Origin of the sequence: Methylobacterium durans (genome assembly GCF_003173715.1) — a bacterium.
In the GTDB taxonomy this organism is placed as follows: Bacteria; Pseudomonadota; Alphaproteobacteria; order Rhizobiales; family Beijerinckiaceae; genus Methylobacterium; species Methylobacterium durans.
Genome location: NZ_CP029550.1, coordinates 6548312 through 6567971, shown reverse-complemented (window position 1 = coordinate 6567971; position 19660 = coordinate 6548312). Strand labels below are relative to the sequence as shown.

At 70.6% G+C, this 19660-nt stretch carries 20 protein-coding genes; 10 read left to right on the top strand and 10 right to left on the bottom strand.

Features of this window, described 5'->3' with window-relative positions:
- Positions 1-92 precede the first annotated feature (92 nt).
- From DK389_RS30805 to DK389_RS30785, 5 genes are all read left to right on the top strand, one after another.
- Positions 93-1868 (top strand): acetolactate synthase 3 large subunit, encoded by a 1776-nt coding sequence (locus DK389_RS30805; RefSeq protein ID WP_109895514.1) that lies wholly within the window; start codon positions 93-95, stop codon positions 1866-1868.
- A 22-nt stretch (positions 1869-1890) separates the two neighbouring features.
- Positions 1891-2433, top strand: a complete 543-nt coding sequence (ilvN, locus tag DK389_RS30800; RefSeq protein WP_109895512.1) for an acetolactate synthase small subunit — start codon at positions 1891-1893, stop codon at positions 2431-2433.
- Positions 2434-2460: 27 nt separating this feature from the next.
- Positions 2461-3105, top strand: a complete 645-nt coding sequence (locus tag DK389_RS30795; RefSeq protein ID WP_109895510.1) for a glutathione S-transferase family protein — start codon at positions 2461-2463, stop codon at positions 3103-3105.
- A 156-nt stretch (positions 3106-3261) separates the two neighbouring features.
- Positions 3262-4281, top strand: a complete 1020-nt coding sequence (gene ilvC, locus DK389_RS30790) for a ketol-acid reductoisomerase (RefSeq protein WP_109895508.1) — start codon at positions 3262-3264, stop codon at positions 4279-4281.
- Between the two features lie 226 nt (positions 4282-4507).
- Complete coding sequence (locus tag DK389_RS30785; RefSeq protein ID WP_109895506.1) at positions 4508-5161, top strand: pyridoxamine 5'-phosphate oxidase family protein; 654 nt, start codon at positions 4508-4510, stop codon at positions 5159-5161.
- A gap of 124 nt (positions 5162-5285) precedes the next feature.
- Here the strand turns inward: DK389_RS30785 and trpS are convergent, their stop codons facing one another.
- The 3 genes from trpS to DK389_RS30770 form a co-directional block, all read right to left on the bottom strand.
- Entirely contained in the window at positions 5286-6332 is a 1047-nt protein-coding gene (trpS, locus tag DK389_RS30780) for a tryptophan--tRNA ligase (protein ID WP_109895504.1), read from the bottom strand.
- Between the two features lie 118 nt (positions 6333-6450).
- Positions 6451-7215 carry an endonuclease III domain-containing protein gene (locus DK389_RS30775; RefSeq protein ID WP_109895502.1) on the bottom strand — a complete coding sequence of 255 codons (765 nt, stop codon included), beginning with the start codon at positions 7213-7215 and terminating at the stop codon, positions 6451-6453.
- 160 nt (positions 7216-7375) lie between these two features.
- Positions 7376-8131, bottom strand: a complete 756-nt coding sequence (locus tag DK389_RS30770; protein ID WP_109895500.1) for a GyrI-like domain-containing protein — start codon at positions 8129-8131, stop codon at positions 7376-7378.
- A 210-nt stretch (positions 8132-8341) separates the two neighbouring features.
- Between DK389_RS30770 and dapF the strand changes: the two genes are divergently transcribed.
- Positions 8342-9229: a diaminopimelate epimerase gene (gene dapF, locus DK389_RS30765; protein WP_109895498.1), complete on the top strand. Its 888-nt coding sequence runs from the start codon at positions 8342-8344 to the stop codon at positions 9227-9229.
- Positions 9229-10449, top strand: a complete 1221-nt coding sequence (gene mtaB / locus DK389_RS30760) for a tRNA (N(6)-L-threonylcarbamoyladenosine(37)-C(2))-methylthiotransferase MtaB (RefSeq protein ID WP_109895496.1) — start codon at positions 9229-9231, stop codon at positions 10447-10449. Before dapF ends, mtaB begins: the two co-directional genes overlap by 1 nt.
- Positions 10450-10456: 7 nt before the next feature.
- Here mtaB and DK389_RS30755 read toward each other — a convergent pair whose 3' ends face one another.
- Positions 10457-11146: an RluA family pseudouridine synthase gene (locus DK389_RS30755; protein ID WP_109895494.1), complete on the bottom strand. Its 690-nt coding sequence runs from the start codon at positions 11144-11146 to the stop codon at positions 10457-10459.
- Positions 11147-11204: 58 nt separating this feature from the next.
- Between DK389_RS30755 and ftsY the strand changes: the two genes are divergently transcribed.
- A complete protein-coding gene (gene ftsY / locus DK389_RS30750) occupies positions 11205-12605 on the top strand; it encodes a signal recognition particle-docking protein FtsY (RefSeq protein ID WP_109895492.1) in 1401 nt (466 codons plus the stop codon).
- Here the strand turns inward: ftsY and DK389_RS33285 are convergent.
- Positions 12602-12739, bottom strand: coding sequence for a hypothetical protein (locus DK389_RS33285; RefSeq protein ID WP_162560977.1), 138 nt, complete (start codon positions 12737-12739; stop codon positions 12602-12604). The two genes, ftsY and DK389_RS33285, sit on opposite strands and share 4 nt — an antisense overlap.
- Positions 12740-12849: 110 nt before the next feature.
- Between DK389_RS33285 and DK389_RS30745 the strand changes: the two genes are divergently transcribed.
- Complete coding sequence (locus DK389_RS30745; protein WP_109895490.1) at positions 12850-13479, top strand: septation protein A; 630 nt, start codon at positions 12850-12852, stop codon at positions 13477-13479.
- A 4-nt stretch (positions 13480-13483) separates the two neighbouring features.
- Here DK389_RS30745 and DK389_RS30740 read toward each other — a convergent pair whose 3' ends face one another.
- From DK389_RS30740 to ccmA, 5 genes are read right to left on the bottom strand one after another with little or no spacing between them, the layout of a single operon-like run.
- On the bottom strand, positions 13484-14095 hold the full coding sequence (locus DK389_RS30740; protein WP_109895488.1) for a DsbE family thiol:disulfide interchange protein: 612 nt from the start codon (positions 14093-14095) through the stop codon (positions 13484-13486).
- Positions 14092-14241: a heme exporter protein CcmD gene (ccmD, locus tag DK389_RS30735; protein WP_109895486.1), complete on the bottom strand. Its 150-nt coding sequence runs from the start codon at positions 14239-14241 to the stop codon at positions 14092-14094. Before ccmD ends, DK389_RS30740 begins: the two co-directional genes overlap by 4 nt.
- An 8-nt stretch (positions 14242-14249) precedes the next feature.
- Complete coding sequence (locus DK389_RS30730) at positions 14250-15065, bottom strand: heme ABC transporter permease (RefSeq protein WP_109895484.1); 816 nt, start codon at positions 15063-15065, stop codon at positions 14250-14252.
- A 60-nt stretch (positions 15066-15125) separates the two neighbouring features.
- The gene (gene ccmB / locus DK389_RS30725; protein WP_109895482.1) at positions 15126-15794 is read right to left on the bottom strand and encodes a heme exporter protein CcmB; all 669 of its coding nucleotides are present in this window, start codon (positions 15792-15794) and stop codon (positions 15126-15128) included.
- Positions 15791-16420 (bottom strand): heme ABC exporter ATP-binding protein CcmA, encoded by a 630-nt coding sequence (ccmA, locus tag DK389_RS30720; RefSeq protein WP_109895480.1) that lies wholly within the window; start codon positions 16418-16420, stop codon positions 15791-15793. Before ccmA ends, ccmB begins: the two co-directional genes overlap by 4 nt.
- Before the next feature lie 474 nt (positions 16421-16894).
- Between ccmA and acnA the strand changes: the two genes are divergently transcribed.
- Positions 16895-19594 (top strand): aconitate hydratase AcnA, encoded by a 2700-nt coding sequence (gene acnA, locus DK389_RS30715; RefSeq protein WP_109895478.1) that lies wholly within the window; start codon positions 16895-16897, stop codon positions 19592-19594.
- The last annotated feature ends 66 nt before the right edge of the window (positions 19595-19660 follow it).

Below are 19660 nucleotides of genomic sequence, written 5' to 3'. Positions count from 1 at the left end.
CGCATGCAGGGTCCCGATCGGGGCCCTTTTTTGTTGCCCGCGTCCGGGTCGAAGCGCAACGGAGTTCGAGAACGGGTTCAAGGAGGAAGACGATGAGCGGCGAGGTCATGACCGGGGCCGAAATGGTCATCCGGGCGTTCCGGGATCAGGGTGTCGATACGCTGTTCGGGTATCCGGGCGGTGCGGTGCTGCCGATCTACGACGCGCTCTTCCATCAGGACGCGATCCAGCACGTGCTCGTGCGCCACGAGCAGGGCGCCGTCCACGCGGCGGAGGGCTATGCCCGCTCCTCAGGCAAGGTCGGCTGCGTCCTCGTCACGTCCGGCCCCGGCGCCACCAACATCGTCACGGGCCTCACCGACGCGATGATGGATTCGATCCCGCTCGTCTGCATCACGGGCCAGGTGCCCACGCACCTCATCGGCACCGACGCGTTCCAGGAATGCGACACGGTCGGCATCACGCGCCACTGCACGAAGCACAACTACCTCGTCAAATCGATCGACGACCTGCCGCGCATCCTGCACGAGGCGTTCTACGTCGCGAGCCACGGCCGGCCCGGGCCCGTCGTCGTCGACCTGCCGAAGGACATCCAGTTCGCGAGCGGGCTCTACGAGCGTCCGAGCTTCGACGGGCACAAGACCTACCGCCCGGTCGTGAAGGGCGACGCCGACAAGATCCGCGCGGCCGTCGAGCTGATGGCCTCCGCGCGCCGGCCGGTCTTCTACACCGGCGGCGGCGTCATCAATTCGGGTCCGGAGGCCTCGCGCCTCCTGCGCGAGCTCGTCGCGGCGACGGGCTTCCCCGTCACCTCGACCCTGATGGGCCTCGGAGCCTTCCCGGCTTCCGACGACAAGTTCCTCGGCATGCTCGGCATGCACGGGACCTACGAGGCCAACCTCGCGATGCACGAGTGCGACGTGATGGTCTGCATCGGCGCGCGCTTCGACGACCGCATCACCGGCCGCCTCGACGCCTTCGCCCCCTATTCCAAGAAGATCCACGTCGACGTCGACGCCTCCTCGATCAACAAGGTCGTCAAGGTCGATATCGGCATCCTCGGCGATTGCGCCTCGGTGCTCGCCGACATGCTGGAGGCGTGGCAGGCCCTGCCGTCCGACCCCGACAAGGACCGGATGGAAGCGTGGTTCTCCAAGATCCGCACCTGGCGGGCCCGCGAGTGCCTCGCCTACTGGCCCTCGGGCACGATCATCAAGCCGCAATACGCCGTGCAGCGCCTCTACGAGGCCTGCAAGGAGCGCGAGACCTACATCACCACCGAGGTCGGCCAGCACCAGATGTGGGCGGCCCAGTACTTCAAGTTCGAGGAGCCGAACCGCTGGATGACGTCCGGCGGCCTCGGCACGATGGGCTATGGCCTGCCCGCCGCCATCGGCGTGCAGCTCGCCCACCGGGACGGGCTCGTCATCGACATCGCGGGCGAGGCCTCGATCCTGATGAACATCCAGGAGCTCTCGACCGCGGTGCAGTACCGCCTGCCGGTCAAGATCTTCATTCTCAACAACGAGTACATGGGCATGGTCCGCCAGTGGCAGGAGCTGCTGCACGGCTCGCGCTACTCGCAGAGCTACTCGGAGAGCCTGCCGGACTTCGTGAAGCTCGCCGAGGCCTACGGCGCCAAGGGCATCCGCTGCGAGAAGCCGGGCGACCTCGATGCGGCGATCCGGGAGATGCTCGACTACGACGGGCCGGTCATCTTCGATTGCGTGGTCGACAAGACCGAGAACTGCTTCCCGATGATCCCCTCGGGCAAGGCGCACAACGAGATGCTGCTCTCCGACTATCTCGGCGAGACCGGGGTCGAACTCGGGGACGTGATCTCCGAGGAAGGCAAGATGCTGGTCTGAGGGTTCGGGGAGGAGCAGGACGATGAACGCGATGAACACGCACTACCCCGAGCCGGTCCGGGTCGAGACCGTCAACCGGCACACCCTCGCGGTGATCGTGGACAACGAGCCGGGCGCGCTCGCCCGGATCTCGGGCATGTTCTCGGGGCGGGGCTACAACATCGAGAGCCTGACGGTGTCCGAGACGGAGGAGGCGCGCCACCTCTCCCGCATCACCATCGTGACGACGGGCACCAACGCCGTGATCGAGCAGATCAAGGCGCAGCTCGACCGGCTCGTGCCCGTGCACCGGGTGGTGGACCTGACGCTCCAGGGCAACGCCCTGGAGCGCGAGATCTGCCTCGTGAAGGTGGTGGGCCAGGGCGAGCATCGCAGCGAGGCCCTGCGGCTTGCCGCCGCCTTCGGCGCCAAGACGCTGGACGCGACGCTCAACTCCTTCGTGTTCGAGCTCACCGGCACGACGGAGGAGATCGACCGCTTCATCCGCCTGATGAGCGTGATCGGTCTCGTCGAGATCTGCCGCACCGGTATCGCCGCGATGGGGCGGGGCGCGGAGCCCCTGTAGGACCCGGACCAGCACGCAGGATCAGGCATGACCGCCCGCACCCTCTATTACGCCCGGGGCGCCTGCTCGCTCGCCTCGCACATCGCGCTGGAGGAGACCGGCGCGCCCTTCGAGACCGTGCGCCTCAACTTGCAGGCCGGCGACCAGCGGGCGCCGGTATACCTCGCGGTCAACGAGCGCGGGCGCGTGCCGGCCCTCGACGAGGGCGGCTGGGTGCTCACGGAGAACACCGCGCTCCTGCGCCACATCGCCCGCGCGCATCCGGAGGCTGGGCTGTGGCCCGAGAGCCTCCGCGATCAGGCGGTCGCGGACGAGTGGCTCGGCTGGCTCTCCACCAACCACCACCCGGCCTACGCTCATATCCGCCGGGCCGAGCGCTACAGCGCCGACGAGGCGGCTCATCCCGGCATCCGCGCCAAGGGCGCCGACACGTTCGGCGACCTCTGCACCATGACGGAGGTGCGCCTCTCGAACGGCGGCTGGGCGGTGGGCGGCCGGTACAGCGTGGTCGATCCCTACCTGCTCCTGTTCTGGACCTGGGGCCGCGGGCCGGCGCTGGGCTTCGACATGGCCGAGCGCTTCCCGGCCTGGACGGCGCATGCCCGCGCCATGGCGGAGCGTCCGGCCGTGCAGCGGGCGTTCGCCCGGGAGGGGCTGCCTCTGCCAGCCTGACGGCGGGGCGGGACGAACGGTCCGCGAGGGCTGCCATGCGGCGATTTCCCCTTTCGTCAAGGGGATCGCCTCGCTAAAAGCGCCGCCATCGCACGGCCGCGCGAACGAGGGCGCCGGAGCGCACTCATCGATACCTCACGAAAAGGACAAGCCGCCATGCGGGTCTATTACGATCGCGACGCAGACCTGAACCTGATCAAGGGCAAGAAGGTCGTCATCGTCGGCTACGGCAGCCAGGGCCACGCCCACGCGCTGAACCTGCGCGATTCCGGCGTGAAGGAGATCGTGATCGCGCTCCGCGAAGGCTCGGCCACCGCCAAGAAGGCGGAAGGCGAGGGCTTCAAGGTGATGTCGGTCGCCGACGCCGCCAAGTGGGGCGACGTGGTGATGATGCTCACCCCCGACGAGCTGCAAGGTGACATCTACAAGGAATCCCTCGAGAAGAACCTCAAGGAAGGCGCCGCGCTCCTCTTCGCCCACGGCCTCAACGTCCACTTCAACCTCATCGAGCCGCGCAAGGACCTCGACGTGCTGATGGTCGCCCCGAAGGGCCCGGGCCACACGGTGCGCGGCGAGTACCTGAAGGGCGGCGGCGTGCCGACCCTGATCGCGATCGCGCAGGATGCCTCGGGCAACGCGCACGATCTCGGCCTGTCCTACGCCTCGGCCAATGGCGGCGGTCGCGCCGGCATCATCGAGACGACCTTCAAGGAAGAGTGCGAGACGGATCTGTTCGGCGAGCAGGCCGTGCTCTGCGGCGGCCTCGTCGAGCTGATCAAGGCCGGCTTCGAGACCCTCGTCGAGGCGGGCTACGCCCCCGAGATGGCCTATTTCGAGTGCCTGCACGAGGTGAAGCTGATCGTCGACCTCATCTACGAGGGCGGCATCGCCAACATGAACTACTCGATCTCGAACACCGCCGAGTACGGCGAGTACGTCACCGGCCCCCGCATCGTGACGCCGGAGACGAAGGCCGAGATGAAGCGCGTCCTCAACGACATCCAGTCGGGCATCTTCACCCGCAACTGGATGCTGGAGAACAAGGTCGGCCAGACCTCGTTCAAGGCGACGCGCGCCAAGCTCGCCGCCCACCCGATCGAGGAGGTCGGCGGGCGGCTGCGCGGCATGATGCCGTGGATCTCCGAGAAGGCGCTGGTCGACAAGTCCCGGAACTGATTTTTTGCGAGGCGGGCCGGCTTCGCTCGGCCCGGACTCGCGCTACTCGAGAATGGCCGGTCCGCACCCCGCGGGCCGGCCATTCTCGCGTTCATGGGCGGCACGCCCGCGCAGGTGACCGAGACGGCAGCGGCGCCCGCCGTCGCGGGAGTTGCGGCCACGCTCGAATTGCGGGAATCATGCGCCCGCCGGCGGCCCGCGGAGAAGGCCGCCGCGGAGGAGACGCATGGCATCGCTCTATTTCGACGCGCACCGCGCGCTGCAGGAAGAGTTCGGGACGGTGAAGCTCGCCGATCGACTCGACACGGATTGGGTCCACGAGACCATCCGGGAGGACGAAGCCGCCTTCATCGGCAGTCGAGACATGTTCTTCCTCTCCACCGTCGATCCGGACGGCATGCCGACCGTCTCCTACAAGGGCGGCAGCCCGGGCTTCGTGAAGGTGACCGGCGAGAGCACCCTCGTCTTCCCCGGCTTCGACGGCAACGGCATGTTCTACTCGATGGGCAACATCGAGGGTCAGGCGAAGGTCGGCCTGCTCTTCATCGATTTCGAGACGCCGCACCGGGTCCGGGTGCAGGGCCACGCGCGCCTGCTGCGCGACGATCCCCTGATGGCCGAGTACACCGAGGCCAAGTACCTCGTGCGCGTCGACGTGACCAAGATCTGGGTCAACTGCCCGCGCTACATCCACAAGTACCAGAAACTCGGCCAGAACAAGTACGTGCCCCGGCCCGACCGGGAGACCCCGCTCGCCGCCTGGAAGCGCCTCGACCTCGCCCACGACGTCATCAGCGACGAGGACCGGGCGCGGGTGGCGAAGGAGGGCCGCCTGGAGGTCTCCCAGTACGAGGATATGGTCGCCCGCGGCGAGGCGTAAGCGCCCGCCCGCTCTTGCGCGCTGGCGCGATCCGGCGCGCCGCGCTTCCTCGCCCGAAGGGGGAGGGCGCCTGCGCTCTCCCCGCTCAATGCGTTCGTCCGCGCCGCGCAGCGCGGGGGCAGTCTCAGCGCGCGCTCCGCCGCACGAAGCCGACGATATCCTTGACCGCGTCGAGCGTCGGGGCCGCGATCGCCGCGGCGCGCTCCGCGCCGTCGGCGAGGATCGCGTCGATATGGGCCGGGTCGGCCACGAGCCGCTTCATCTCGGCGCTGAGCGGCGCCAGCGACTCGACGGCGAGTTCCACCAGCGCGCCCTTGAAGGCCGAGAACTGGGCGCCGCCGTACTCGGTGAGCACCGCCTCGCGGGTCGAGCCCTTCAGCGCCGCGAAGATGCCGACGAGGTTGTCGGCCTCGGGGCGCCCGGCGAGGCCTGCGGCCTCCGAGGGCAGGGGCTCCGGGTCGGTCTTGGCCTTGCGCACCTTCTGGGCGATGGCGTCGGCGTCGTCCGTGAGGTTGATGCGCGAGTAGTCCGAGGGATCGGATTTCGACATCTTCTTGGTGCCGTCCCGCAGCGACATCACGCGGGCGGCCGGTCCGCCGATCAGCGGCTCGGTGATGGGGAAGAAGCCCTCGCCGTGGCCGTGGGCGCTGATCGAGGCCGCAAAATCGTTGTTGAACTTCTGCGCGATGTCGCGGGTCAGTTCCAGGTGCTGCTTCTGGTCCTCGCCCACGGGCACGTGCGTCGCCCGGTAGGCCAGGATGTCGGCCGCCATCAGCACGGGGTAATCGTAGAGGCCGACGCTCGCATTCTCGCGGTCCTTGCCGGCCTTGTCCTTGAACTGCGTCATGCGGTTGAGCCAGCCGAGGCGGGCGACGCAGTTGAAGATCCAGGCAAGCTCCGCGTGCTGCGGCACCTGGCTCTGGTTGAAGACGATGGAGCGCTTCGGGTCGATCCCGGCCGCGATGAAGGCCGCCGTCACCTCGCGGATCTGGGTCCGCAACTCGGCCGGGTTCTGCCACAGCGTGATCGCGTGCAGATCGACGACGCAGTAGAGGCAATCCGCCCGCTCCTGCATCTCCACGAAGCGCTTGATGGCGCCGAGATAGTTGCCGAGATGCAGGTTTCCGGTCGGCTGGACGCCCGAAAACACGAGTTCCTTGAACGCGGCCATCGCTGCGTCTCTCCCGGCGTCTTGCCTGACTTGCGGATCCCGCGTCGGAACGGCTCCTCCGCGCAGGCGCGCGGTTCTGGACCGGCGGCCCGGACCGGTCAAGGGAGCGGGTCGGGCCTCATACAGCCCCGCGCCTTGCCTGCCCCGTCGGGCAGAGATCGAGGAGGACGCAGCGGCCGCAGGCCGGGTTCCGATGGTGGCAGACCTGCTGCCCGTGCAGCATCAGGATCTCGTGATTGTCATAGAGATCCTGCGCGCTCCAATCCGCCGGCAATTGCGCCCGCAGGACGGGGTGGGCGGGCCCGACATCGACCCGCGCCCCGACGAGGCCGAGGCGCTGCGCCACGCGGTGGTGGTGGCTGTCGACGGGCAGTGCCGGCATCCGCAGGACGGAGAAGGCGAGCACCGCCGCGCTCGTCTTCGGCCCGATGCCGGGGATCGCTTCGAGCCAGGTGCGGGCGGCATCGACCTCCATCTCCCGCAGGAAGTCGAGGCTGAGGGCGCCGTGCCGCTCCGCGACCGCCCGCAGCACCGCCTGGATCCGGGGTGCCTTCAGCTCGGGCCACGTCACCCCGGCGATCGTCTCCTCGATCGCGGCGGGTTCCGCGTCGAGCACCTGCGCCCAGTCCGGGTAGCGTGCGCGCAACGCCTTGAAGGCGCGGCCCGAATCGGCGTTGCGGGTCCGGTGCGAGAGCAGCGAGGAGACGAGTTCGCTCAAGGGATCGAGGCTGTGGAAGTAGGGGATCGGGCAGCCGTAGACCGGGCAGAGCCGGCGATGGATCTCGAGCGCCCGGGCAGCGAGATCGGGATCGTCAGGGGGCGTCTCCGGGCGGGAACGGCGGGGGCGCGGGGCGGGGCGCTCATGTCCGGGGGCGATGGGCATGAGGCGCGAATCCGCGAGACGCGGCGGAGGTTCCAAGGAACGCCACATCTGCCCTTGAGGGGATCGGCCGACGATAGGGCTTGTGGAAAGAAGCGCGGCGGTACCGCCGCGCACGACCCCACTCTTCACGCGGCGTTCCAACGAGGGGGATGCGCGGCTCTCACTTCACCAGCGCGTAGATGTTCACGTCGAGCTTCTCGTCGGCGCGGTCGTTCAGGTCGGTGACGTATTCCTCGATGAAGCGGTCCTGCACCACGATGTCCTTCGCGTCGAGATAGGCGGTCAGCGTCTCGTAGGTGCCGTCGATCTCGTCGTAGGATCCCTTGTGCGGGAAACGCAGGGCCTTGCCGCTCGGCGTGGTGCCGAAGCGGATGCCCTCGCCGTCCGCCCGCTTCTCGGCGCCCTTGGCCGCCGGGATCTCGGCCACCGGCACCATCGCCTCGTACTGGAAGCCGTCGTCGTCGGTCTTGGCGAAGACGGCGATCGGACGGCCCGTCGGCACGACGCCGGACTTCGACAGCTCCGCCTCGATCCGCGCGAAAGCGGCCTTGAGACTCGGCACGGCCTCCTCCCACTTCGCCTTGCCGGACAGGATCGCGGCGGGCTTCGGCGGCAGCGAGACCTCATCCACGTCGTTGGCGTCACCGGGCGTCTCGACGAGCGCCTTGCGGGGTGAGGGCGCGGCGGCGGGAGCGGGCGCGCCGGCCGGTGGGGCCAGGGCCTTCTCGGGCTGCGGCGCGGTGGTCCGGTTCGGGTCGGGCTTGCCGGTGTCGGGCACGGTCGTGGTCGACAGCGGATTCGTCACCGCGGGCGGGGGCGCGTTTGAGGCCGGCGGCGGCGCGGCCTCCTGCGCGAACCCGGAACCGGACGCGAGGGCGAGGAGACCGGCGGACAGAAGGGAACGAAGGCGGGTCACGGTGTCGCTCCGGCGAGGGGACCGGCGCGCCGAATCGGGCGCCAGGCGGTGAGGGCCCGGGGAAACTAGTGACGAAGCGGACCGCCTGCGAGGGTCGTCCGGCGCGGAACCCGGACCGCAGCCCCGCACCCGGCCGGGGTCGCGCGGCGTTCCGGACTTTGCCATATAGCGGTCCCGGCCCCGGACGGGCCCCTCCAACCGCCGGACAGCATGAGCGCGCTCAGCAACCGAAGATTCCTGAAGATGCACGGCGCGGGCAACGCGATCGTGGTCCTCGACCTGCGCGGCACGGACATCCGCGTCCGGCCAGAGGAGGCGCGGGCGATCGCGGGCGATCCGCACTCGGCCTTCGACCAGCTCATGGTGATGCACGATCCCGCAACCCCGGGCACCGATGCCTTCCTGCGGATCTACAACACGGACGGCTCGGAATCGGGCGCCTGCGGCAACGGCACCCGCTGCGTCGCCTTCGCCATGTTCGACGATCCCGCCATGGCACGGCCCGCCGAGAGCGGCCGGCTGACGCTGGAGACGAAGGCCGGCCTCGTCGAGGTGCGGCGGGTGGCCGACCGGTCCTTCACCGTCGACATGGGCCAGCCGCGGCTCGCCTGGGACGAGATCCCCCTGCGCGACCCCTTCCCCGACACCCGCCGCATCGAGCTGCAGATCGGCCCGATCGACGATCCGATCCTGCACTCCCCCGCCGCGCTCAGCATGGGCAACCCGCACGCGATCTTCTTCGTCGAGCGCGACCCCGACACCTACGATCTCGCCCGGATCGGGCCGATGCTGGAGAACCACCCGATCTTCCCCGAGCGGGCGAACATCTCGGTGGCACAGGTGACGGGACGCGAGGCGATCAAGCTCCGGGTCTGGGAGCGCGGCGCCGGGCTGACGCTCGCCTGCGGCACCGCCGCCTGTGCCACGGTGGTAGCGGCCTCGCGCCTGCGCATGATCGGGCGGGGCGCCACCGTGAGCTTGCCCGGGGGCGACCTCGTGATCGAGTGGCGCGCCGACGACCACGTCCTGATGACGGGTCCGGTCTTCCTCGAGGGGGAGGGCAGCTTCGCGCCGGAGCTGTTCGGGCCGGCATCCTGATGGACGTCGAGACCCTCACCTTCGGCTGCCGCCTCAACATCGTCGAGTCCGAGGTGATGCGGCAGGCGGCCCGCCCCGAGGCGGGGGCGCGATCGCGCGTCGTCGTCAATACCTGCGCGGTGACGGCGGAGGCCGGCCGGCAGGCGCGCAAGGCGATCCGCCGGGTCGCCCGCGAACGGCCGGACGCCGAGATCGTGGTGACGGGCTGCGGCGCCGAGGTCGAGACCGATCTCTACGCCGCCATGCCGGAGGTCGCCCGCCTCGTCGGCAACAGCGACAAGCTCGCACCCCGCGCGTGGCGGGAACCGACCCCGCCCGGCGCCGTCATGGAGGCGCGGGCGCTCGCGCCCACGGCCATCACCGGCGTCGCCGGGCACACCCGCGCCTTCGTGCCGGTGCAGAACGGCTGCGACCATGCCTGCACCTTCTGCGTCATCCCGTTCGGGCGGGGTCGCTCGCGCTCGGTGCCGGAAGCGGCGGTCGTCGAGCAGGTCGCCCGCATCGTGGAGCATGGCGGGCGGGAGGTGGTGCTGACCGGCGTCGATCTCACTGCCTACGGCCGCGACCTGGCTCAGGGCGGGGGGCTCGGCCGACTCGTGCGGGCGATCCTGTCCGGCGTGCCGGGCCTCGCCCGGCTGCGGCTCTCCTCGATCGACTCGATCGAGGCCGACGCGGATCTCGTCGCCGCGCTCGCCGAGGAGGCGCGGCTGATGCCGCATCTCCACCTCTCGCTCCAGGCGGGCGACGACCTCGTCCTCAAGCGCATGAAGCGCCGCCATGCCCGCGCCGACGCGATCCGCTTCTGTGAGACCATCCGCCGGCTTCGTCCCGGCGCGGTGTTCGGGGCGGACCTGATCGCGGGCTTCCCGACCGAGACCGAGGCGCAGTTTGCCCGGACCCTCGATCTCGTGGAGGCGTGCGGCCTCACGCACCTGCACGTCTTCCCCTTCTCGCCCCGCCCCGGAACGCCCGCAGCCCGGATGCCGCCGGTCGATCCCGGCCTCGTGCGCGAGCGTGCCGCGCGATTGCGGGACGTGGGCGCGGCGGCGTTGCGGCGCCACCTCGACGCGGAGGTCGGCGAAAGCCGCCTCGTTCTGGCCGAGCGCGGCGGCACCGGCCGCACGGAGGCGTTCACTCCCGTTCGGCTGACGGCCGAGCCCGGCGAGATCCGCGCGGTGCGGATCGCGGGACACGACGGGCGCACGCTCATCGCGGGCTGAAGTCGCCTCAGGCTCGCCAGCCGCATTCCGCGAGCCCCGCCCGCATATGCTCCGGCACGGGAGCCTCGGCGTGCACCGGCTCCTTCTTCGGATAGAGCGGCAAGGTGAGGGCGCGCGCGTGGAGCTGGAGCCCGGGGAACCCGGTCCGCGGAGCGCTGCCGTAGATCGCGTCCCCGACGATCGGGAATCCCGACGCGGCGCAATGGACGCGCAGTTGATGCGTGCGCCCGGTGACCGGCCGCAATTCCAGCCAGCTCCGCGCTCGGTCCGGCGTGCGCCCGAGCACGCGGACATGGGTCAGCGCCGGCTCGCCGGCCGGGTCGGCCTTCATCCACCAGCTGCGCGGGTCGTCCGAGCGGCGGGCGAGGGGAAGGTCGATGCTCGTCGATTCCGCCTCGGGACCGCCCTCGACGAGCGCCCAGTAGACCTTCTCGGCCATCGCGGTCGCGAACAGGCGGTTGAGGCGGGTCAGCGCCTTGGCGTGGCGCCCGAGCGCGAGGCATCCCGAGGTGTCGCGGTCGAGCCGGTGCACCACCTCGGGGCGCCGCGGCAAGCCGAAGCGGAGGGCGTCGAGATGGTCGGTCAGGGTCTCGCCGCCCTTCGGGCCCGGATGCACCGGCAGGCCCGCCGGCTTGTCGATGACGAGCAGCAGGGCATCGCGGTAGAGGAGGCGGGCGCCTATGTCAGGCAGGATCATCGGTGGCACGCGAGAGGCGGGTCGGCTCTGGGAGCCCGGCCTGCGGGAGCAGGGACGCATGAGTCAAGACGAGAAGCCGGGCTGGTTCGGCCGCCTGTTCGGGCGCAAAGGCACGCCGGCCGCCGAGGAAACGCCGGTCCCGGCCCCGGATTCCCCGGCCTCGCCATCGGAGGGCGAGCCCGATTTCGCGACGGGCGCCGACGACGTCAAGCACGTGCCGCTGCCGCCCTCCGAGCCCTCTCCGGAGGACGCGGACAGGAATGCGGTCCCCGACGAGATCGAGGGCGCGGACCTTCAGCCGATCGAGGGCGAGACCGAGCGCCCGCCCGCCGGCACGGCCGGCGACGCGCCCGCGCGCGGGGCGGAACCGGCGGACACGACCGCGCAGGCCTTCGAACCGGAGCCCGCCGAGCCCGCGTCCTCCGCCCTGCAACTCGGCACGGCGCCCCCCGATCCGGACATCCAGCCCGTCGACACGGCGGCCGCGCTCGCGACCGACGCGGCCAAGGATTTCGACCTCGCCGAGCCGGCGGAGACGCGCGGCTGGTGGGGCCGCCTCACCGCGGGCATGAAGCGGACCTCGACCTCCCTGTCGGACCGGGTGACGGGCCTCTTCACCAAGCGCAAGCTCGACGCGACGACGCTGGAAGACCTGGAGGATGCCCTGATCCAGGCCGATTTCGGCGTCGAGACCGCAACACGGGTCTCCGAGGCCGTCGGCAAGGGCCGCTACGAGAAGGGCATCTCGCCGGATGAGGTGCGGGCGATCCTCGCCGCCGAGGTGGAGCGGGCGCTCGACCCCGTCGCCGAGCCCCTGCGGATCGAGGCGGACAGGAAGCCCTTCGTTATCCTGATGGTCGGGGTGAACGGGGCCGGCAAGACCACGACGATCGGCAAGCTCGCCTCGAAGCTGAAGGCGGAAGGGCGCAGCGTGATGCTGGCAGCCGGCGACACCTTCCGCGCCGCTGCGGTGGAGCAGCTGAAGGTCTGGGGCGAGCGGACCGGCACGCCCGTCGTCACGCGGGCGCAGGGCGCGGACGCGGCGGGCCTCGCCTTCGACGCCCTGCAGGATGCCAAGCGCCAGGGCACCGACGTGCTCCTCATCGACACGGCCGGCCGCCTGCAGAACAAGGCCGGCCTGATGGCGGAACTGGAGAAGATCGTGCGCGTGATGCGCAAGCTCGACGCCGAGGCGCCCCACGCGACCCTCCTCGTCCTCGACGCCACGGTCGGCCAGAACGCGCTCAGCCAGGTCGAGCTGTTCTCGCAGGCGGCCCCCGTCAGCGGCCTCGTCATGACGAAGCTCGACGGTACGGCCCGCGGCGGCATCCTGATCGCGCTCGCGGCGAAGTTCGGCCTGCCGGTCCACTTCATCGGCGTCGGCGAGGGCGTGGAGGATCTGGAGCCCTTCACGGCGCGGGACTTCGCGCGGGCCATCGCGGGGCTGGAGAAGGCTTAGAGGGCCGCCCGCGCCACGCCGGTGCGGGCGAAATCCTCGCCCTTGGACAGGTGTGGCGCGCCGTCGCGGTCGGTGCGCGCCGCGAGGTCCGCGAGCAGGGCCTCGATCTCCGCGTGGACGATCCGGATACTCATGGTCGGCGCGGCTCCGGTAGGAAACGGCGGGGGCATAGCTTACATCGTGGTCCGCGGCGGCGCCAGAAACCTGCTCTCAGACCCCGCCCGACACGCAGCCGGACCCGTTGATGCAGATCGAATCCGTCCCCCCGCAGCGCCACCTCGCGCCTCTGCCGAAGCTCGCGCTCGAACTCGGGCCGCTGGTGCTGTTCTTCCTCGGCAACGCCTACGCGGAGCGCTTCGGCGTGGCGGCCGACCAGAAGCTGTTCGCGGCGACCGGCCTGTTCATCGCGGCGACCGTGATCGCGCTCACCATCCACTACGCGCTGGTGCGGCGCCTGCCGATCATGCCGCTCGTCTCGGGCGTCGTGGTGGTGGTGTTCGGCGGGCTGACCCTGGTGCTCCAGGACAAGACCTTCATCATGGTCAAGCCCACCATCGTGAACACGCTCTTCGGCCTCGTGCTGCTCGGCGGCCTCGTCTTCGGCAAGTCGCTGCTCTCGGTTGTGCTCGACAGCGTGTTCGCGCTCACCGACGAGGGCTGGCGCAAGCTCACCTTCCGCTGGGGCCTGTTCTTCCTGGCGCTGGCGGCGCTGAACGAGGTGGTCTGGCGCACGCAGACGGAGGATTTCTGGGTGAGCTTCAAGGTCTTCGGCATCATGCCGCTGACGATCCTGTTCGCGCTGGCCCAGACGCCGCTGCTCAGCCGTTACGAGCGCAAGGACGGCCGCGCCGAGGATCCGGCCGAGGCCGCCTGAGCCGTCAGCGCGCTGCGGCCTGGCCGCCGGGCCCGGCCGCCGCCCGGATCTTGGCCAGGACGGCGTTCAGGTTCTCGGGCGTGACGATGCCGACGAGCTTGTCGCGGATGATCCCGTCCGGCCCGACGATGAAGGTCTCGGGCACGCCGTAGACGCCGAAATCGATGCCGACCCGGCCGCTCGCATCGAGCCCGACCGCCGAGAAGGGCACCCCGTTGCGGGCAAGGAAGCGGCGGCCGTTCTCGGGCGCGTCCTTGTAGTCGATGCCCACGAGGCGCAGGCCGGGCTCCCGGGCGAGGCGCATCAGCATCGGATGCTCGACCTGGCAGGGCGCGCACCACGAGGCCCAGAAATTCACGAGTGTCACGCCGCCCTTGAGGTCGGCGCTGGAGAGGCCGGGCACTGGCCGGCCCTCGGCCTCCAGGCCCGGCACGCCCGGGAGCTCGAAGGCCGGCACCGGCTTGCCGATCAGCGCGGAGGGGATCGCGGCCGGGTCGACCCCGGAGCGCAGGCGGAGGAAGAACAGGCCGGCCAGCACCACGAAGGCGACCAGCGGGATGATCAGGAGGAGCGAGCGGCGCACCGGCTCCGAGGCGGAATTCTGCGGCTCGCTCACGGGCGATCCCGGCGCTGCAGATCGGCGAGCGCGCGCTCCTGCGCCCGGCGGTCCCGGATCGCGTTGAGGACGAGGCCGGCCATCACGAGGCCGCTGAAGGCGTAGGCGCCGAGGATGAAGTCGGCATGGGGTCCGAGACCGAGCATGGCGTCCCTCACAGGGCCTGGCCGAGGGGCGTCGAGCCGGCGGCCGGGCCCGGCACGAGGACGGGCGCGCCGGCATCGAGCCGCTCGGCCTCGCGGATCGTCAGCGTCCGCACGCGCCGCCGCAGGATCTCGGTGCGCATCGCGTAGAGGTGGAGCGTCACGCCCAAGAGCGTCGCGGCGGCGATCATGGTCAGGAGCGGGTAGAGCATCGAGGGGTCGATGGTCGGGCCGCCCATGCGCAGGATCGAGGCGGGCTGGTGGAGCGTCGACCACCAGTTCACCGAGAACTTGATGATCGGCAGGTTGACGGCGCCGACCAGCGTCAGGATCGCCACGGCGCGGGCGGCCCGGTTCGGGTCCTCCATGGTGCGCCAGAGGGCGATGATCCCGCAGTAGATCAGGAACAGGACGAGCATCGAGGTGAGCCGCGCGTCCCAGACCCAGTAGGTGCCCCACATCGGCTTGCCCCAGAGCGAGCCGGTGACGAGGCAGATCAGGGTGAAGGCCGCCCCGATCGGCGCCGCCGCCCGCTGCGCCACGTCGGCCAGCGGGTGGCGCCAGACGAGCGTTCCGATCGCCGAGAGCGTCATGGAGCCGTAGAAGAACACCCCGAGCCAGGCCGCCGGCACGTGGATGAACATGATCCGCACCGTCTCGCCCTGCTGGTAGTCCGGCGGGGCGACGAACCAGGACAGGTACAGGCCGAGGCCGAGGGTCAGGGCCGACAGGCCGGCGAGCCAGGGGCCGGCCGCGCCCGACCAGCGCAGGAAGTGGCCGGGATTGGACAGGCGGGTCCAGAGCGAGGTCGAGGGGAGGGCCGACATGGCCGCAGCTTTAGCGCGGGGCGCGGTGCGGCGGCAATGCGGGGCAGCGGCGCATCCCCCTCACTCCGACCAGCGCAAGGCCGCCGCCGCCGCAAGCGTACCGACCACCGCCGCGATCAGGCTGAGGGCCGCGAGGATCGTCAGCGGCGTCGCGAAGGGCACGGTGTCACTGAGCGCCGACTGAGCCGCCGAGACGCCGAAGATCAGGGTCGGGATCATCAGCGGCAGAACGAGCACGGCGAGGATCAGGCCGCCGCGGCGGATCGAGGCGGTGAGCGCGGCTCCGACCGCACCGACGAAGGTGAGCGCTGGGGTGCCGACGAGGAGGGTCAGCGCGGTCGCCGCCATGGCGGTGCCGTCGAGGGCGACGAGGAGGCCGAACAGGGGCGAGGCGAGAGCCAGCGGCAGACCGGTGGTGAGCCAGTGCGCCGCGACCTTGGCGAGCACCACGAGTTCGAGGGGAACGGGCGCGCCCGTCATCAGGTCGAGGGAGCCGTCCTCCTCGTCGGCCTGGAACAGGCGGTCGAGGCCGATGAGGGTGGCGAGCACCGCGGCGAGCCAGAGGATGGCCGGGCCGATCCGCGACAGGAGGTTGAGGTCGGGCCCGAGCGCGAAGGGCACCAGCGCCACGATCATCAGGAAGAAGACGAGCGAGAGCGCGCCCGAGCCGCCGACGCGGGCGGCGAGCGTGAGGTCGCGGGCGACGAGGGCGCGGAAGGCGCGGATCACGCGAAGGCCTCCGCCTCGGTAGCGGGGGCAGGGCGCTCGATGCGCAGCTCCTGGGCGTCGTCGAGGCCGAGCGCCTGATGGGTCGCCGCGACGACGAGGCCACCGCCCGCCCGGTGGCGGGCCATCAGGGCGGCGAGCACGCCCTGCGAGGCGAGGTCGAGGGCCGCCGTCGGCTCGTCGAGGAGCCAGAGTGGCCGGCGGCAGACGAGGAGGCGGGCGAGGGCCACCCGCCGTCGCTGCCCCGCCGAGAGGTAGGCGACCGGCAGCTTCAGGGCGTGGGCGAGGCCGAGCTCCGCCAGCGCCTCGCCGGGCGTGAGGGCCGGATCGCCGAGGAGGTCGCGGGCGAAGGCGAGATTCTCCTCCGCCGTCAGGGCGCTCTTGAGCCCGTCCCGGTGGCCGACGACGTGCAGGCATTCGGGGAGTGTCGCCTCGCCGACCTCGGCGACGAGGACCTCGCCGGCATCGGGCTTCAGCCGGCCGGCGAGCACGGCGAGCAGCGTCGACTTGCCGGCCCCATTGCGGCCCGTGACCATCAGCGCCTCGCCGGGGCCGAGGGCGAAGGAGAGGCCCGCGAAGATGCGGCGCCCGGAGCGGCGGACGGCGAGGCCGGTGACGGTGAGGCGCACGGGGTCAGCCCGGGATCACGGTGGGCAGGAACCTGTCCTCGATGGAGGCGATCACGCGGTCATCCCCGACCCGGTCTGTCCAGAGGCGGCCGAGCGCGGCGCCTTTCCGGGTTCCGCCAATGGCACGGGGCGCGCCGCGAGGCGAGACCTGATCGCGCGGGATCGAGCGATCACGAACGGTCCTCCGCGGCGTAGATCGCGATCATCGCGCGGACGGCGCCGGCAGCGGGCGCGGACACCCGCGCGCAGGTGTCATCACGGCCCCGTAGCGGCGAATTTCGAACTGTTCTATACGGGCCGCAGGCTGCGCCGCGCGACCCATCGGGCGTCCAATTCGCCCCTCGCGCATCATCCTGCCCGGGCACCCCCGGGGCGGCGCGCGCCGGCAACGGCGCGAGTTCAGCCGAACACTGATTCGTGGCGCAGGTTATGCCTGCGCGTGTTCGACAAACGCCAGCGAGGATCAGACAAGCCGTGGCATCGCTCGACAGCTTCAAGTCCCGCCAGACGCTCGACGTCGGGGGCAAGACCTACACCTACTACTCGATTCCCGAGGCCTCGAAGAACGGGCTCGCCGACGCCGCGGCTCTGCCCTTCTCCATGAAGGTGCTCCTCGAGAACCTGCTCCGCTACGAGGACGACCGCTCCGTCCGGCGCGCGGACATCGAGGCCACCGTGGCGTGGCTCGGCAACCGCGGCAAGGAGGAGACCGAGATCGCCTTCCGCCCGTCCCGCGTGCTGATGCAGGACTTCACCGGCGTGCCCGCGGTCGTCGATCTCGCGGCCATGCGCGACGCCATGGTGGCGCTCGGCGGCGACCCGCAGAAGATCAACCCGCTGGTGCCCGTCGACCTCGTCGTCGACCATTCGGTCATCGTCGACGAGTTCGGCACGCCGAAGGCGCTGGCCGACAACGTCGCCCTCGAATACGAGCGCAACGGCGAGCGCTACACCTTCCTCAAGTGGGGCCAGTCGGCCTTCGACAATTTCTCCGTCGTGCCGCCCGGCACCGGCATCTGCCACCAGGTCAACCTCGAATACCTGTCGCAGACCGTGTGGACCCGGTCGGAGAACGGCTCGGAGGTGGCCTATCCGGACAGCCTCGTCGGCACGGATTCGCACACCACCATGGTCAACGGCCTCGCCGTGCTCGGCTGGGGCGTCGGCGGCATCGAGGCGGAGGCCGCCATGCTCGGCCAGCCGCTCTCGATGCTGATCCCCGAGGTCGTCGGCTTCAAGCTCTCGGGGCGCCTGCCCGAGGGCACCACGGCGACCGACCTCGTGCTCACCGTCACGCAGATGCTGCGCAAGAAGGGCGTCGTCGGCAAGTTCGTGGAATTCTACGGCCCCGGCCTCGAGGACATGGCGGTGGCCGACCGCGCCACGATCTCCAACATGGCGCCGGAGTACGGCGCCACCTGCGGCTTCTTCCCCGTCGACCGGAAGACGATCGACTTCCTGCGCGTGACCGGCCGCGCGGACGAGCGCATCGCGCTGGTCGAGGCCTACGCGAAGGCGCAGGGGATGTGGCGGGACGCCTCGACCCCGGACCCCGTCTTCACCGACACGCTCGAACTCGACATGGGCGACGTGCGCCCCTCGCTCGCCGGCCCGAAGCGCCCGCAGGACCGGGTGCTGCTCGACGCCGCCAAGCCCGGCTTCGCCGGCGCGATGGAGACCGAGTTCCGCAAGGCCGCCGACATCGCGAAGCGCTACCCCGTCGAGGGCTCGAACTTCGACATCGGCCACGGCGACGTGGTGATCGCCGCGATCACGAGTTGCACCAACACCTCGAACCCGAGCGTGATGATCGGCGCGGGGCTCCTGGCCCGCAACGCGGTCGCCAAGGGCCTCACCTCGAAGCCGTGGGTGAAGACCTCGCTCGCGCCCGGCTCCCAGGTCGTCGCCGAGTACCTGGAGAGCGCCGGCCTGCAGAAGCCGCTCGACGCGCTCGGCTTCAACCTCGTCGGCTTCGGCTGCACCACCTGCATCGGCAATTCGGGCCCGCTTCCGGCGCCGATCTCCAAGGCGATCAACGACAACGACGTGGTGGCGGCCGCCGTGCTCTCGGGCAACCGCAACTTCGAGGGCCGGGTGAACCCGGATGTCCGGGCGAACTACCTCGCCTCGCCGCCGCTCGTCGTCGCCTACGCGCTCGCCGGCTCCATGCAGGTCGACCTCACCAAGGACCCGCTCGGCACCGGCTCGGACGGCAAGCCCGTCTACCTCGCCGACATCTGGCCCTCGTCGTCCGAGGTCCAGGCGTTCATCGAGAAGAACATCAGCTCGGCCCTGTTCAAGTCGCGCTACGCCGACGTGTTCGGCGGCGACCATTACTGGAAGGCCGTCGAGGTGACCGAGGCCGAGACCTTCGCCTGGGATTCGGGCTCCACCTACGTGCAGAACCCGCCCTATTTCGAGGGCATGCAGAAGGTGCCGGCCCCCGTCACCGACATCGAGGACGCCCGCATCCTCGGCCTCTTCCTCGACTCGATCACGACGGACCACATCTCGCCGGCCGGCAACATCCGCGCGGCCTCGCCCGCCGGCGCCTACCTGCAGGAGCACCAGGTGCGCGTGCAGGACTTCAACCAGTACGGCACGCGCCGCGGCAACCACGAGGTGATGATGCGGGGCACCTTCGCCAACATCCGCATCAAGAACCAGATGGTGCGGGACGGGACCGGCAACGTGGTCGAGGGCGGCTGGACGCTGCTGCAGCCCACCGGCGAGCGGATGTTCATCTACGACGCTGCCCAGAAATACGCCGAGGCCGGCACGCCGCTCGTCGTGTTCGCGGGCAAGGAATACGGCACCGGCTCGTCCCGCGACTGGGCGGCCAAGGGCACCAAGCTGCTGGGCGTCCGCGCCGTGATCGCCGAGAGCTTCGAGCGCATCCACCGCTCGAACCTCGTCGGCATGGGCGTGGTGCCGCTGGTCTTCCAGGGTGAGACGAGTTGGGCCTCCCTCGGCCTCAAGGGCGACGAGACCGTCACGATCAAGGGCCTCGCGGGCGACCTCAAGCCGCGCCAGACCCTGATCGCCGAGATCACCTCGGCCGACGGCTCCCGCCAGGACGTGCCGCTGACCTGCCGGATCGATACGCTGGACGAGCTGGAATACTTCCGCAACGGCGGCATCCTGCCCTACGTGCTGCGTTCGCTCGCGGCCTGAGCGGCAACCCGCACCTCTCCCGTTCGGGAGAGGTCGAGTCCGCAGGATGCGGACCGGGTGAGGGGG

What these genes read in the sequence shown, in the direction of transcription:
- DK389_RS30805 (WP_109895514.1), top strand. Translation starts at nt 93, where the DNA reads ATGAGCGGCGAGGTCATGACCGGGGCCGAAATGGTCATCCGGGCGTTC.
- ilvN (WP_109895512.1), top strand. Translation starts at nt 1,891, where the DNA reads ATGAACGCGATGAACACGCACTACCCCGAGCCGGTCCGGGTCGAGACC.
- DK389_RS30795 (WP_109895510.1), top strand. Translation starts at nt 2,461, where the DNA reads ATGACCGCCCGCACCCTCTATTACGCCCGGGGCGCCTGCTCGCTCGCC.
- ilvC (WP_109895508.1), top strand. Translation starts at nt 3,262, where the DNA reads ATGCGGGTCTATTACGATCGCGACGCAGACCTGAACCTGATCAAGGGC.
- DK389_RS30785 (WP_109895506.1), top strand. Translation starts at nt 4,508, where the DNA reads ATGGCATCGCTCTATTTCGACGCGCACCGCGCGCTGCAGGAAGAGTTC.
- trpS (WP_109895504.1), bottom strand. Translation starts at nt 6,332, where the DNA reads ATGGCCGCGTTCAAGGAACTCGTGTTTTCGGGCGTCCAGCCGACCGGA.
- DK389_RS30775 (WP_109895502.1), bottom strand. Translation starts at nt 7,215, where the DNA reads ATGCCCATCGCCCCCGGACATGAGCGCCCCGCCCCGCGCCCCCGCCGT.
- dapF (WP_109895498.1), top strand. Translation starts at nt 8,342, where the DNA reads ATGAGCGCGCTCAGCAACCGAAGATTCCTGAAGATGCACGGCGCGGGC.
- mtaB (WP_109895496.1), top strand. Translation starts at nt 9,229, where the DNA reads ATGGACGTCGAGACCCTCACCTTCGGCTGCCGCCTCAACATCGTCGAG.
- DK389_RS30755 (WP_109895494.1), bottom strand. Translation starts at nt 11,146, where the DNA reads ATGATCCTGCCTGACATAGGCGCCCGCCTCCTCTACCGCGATGCCCTG.
- ftsY (WP_109895492.1), top strand. Translation starts at nt 11,205, where the DNA reads ATGAGTCAAGACGAGAAGCCGGGCTGGTTCGGCCGCCTGTTCGGGCGC.
- DK389_RS33285 (WP_162560977.1), bottom strand. Translation starts at nt 12,739, where the DNA reads ATGAGTATCCGGATCGTCCACGCGGAGATCGAGGCCCTGCTCGCGGAC.
- DK389_RS30745 (WP_109895490.1), top strand. Translation starts at nt 12,850, where the DNA reads ATGCAGATCGAATCCGTCCCCCCGCAGCGCCACCTCGCGCCTCTGCCG.
- ccmD (WP_109895486.1), bottom strand. Translation starts at nt 14,241, where the DNA reads ATGCTCGGTCTCGGACCCCATGCCGACTTCATCCTCGGCGCCTACGCC.
- DK389_RS30730 (WP_109895484.1), bottom strand. Translation starts at nt 15,065, where the DNA reads ATGTCGGCCCTCCCCTCGACCTCGCTCTGGACCCGCCTGTCCAATCCC.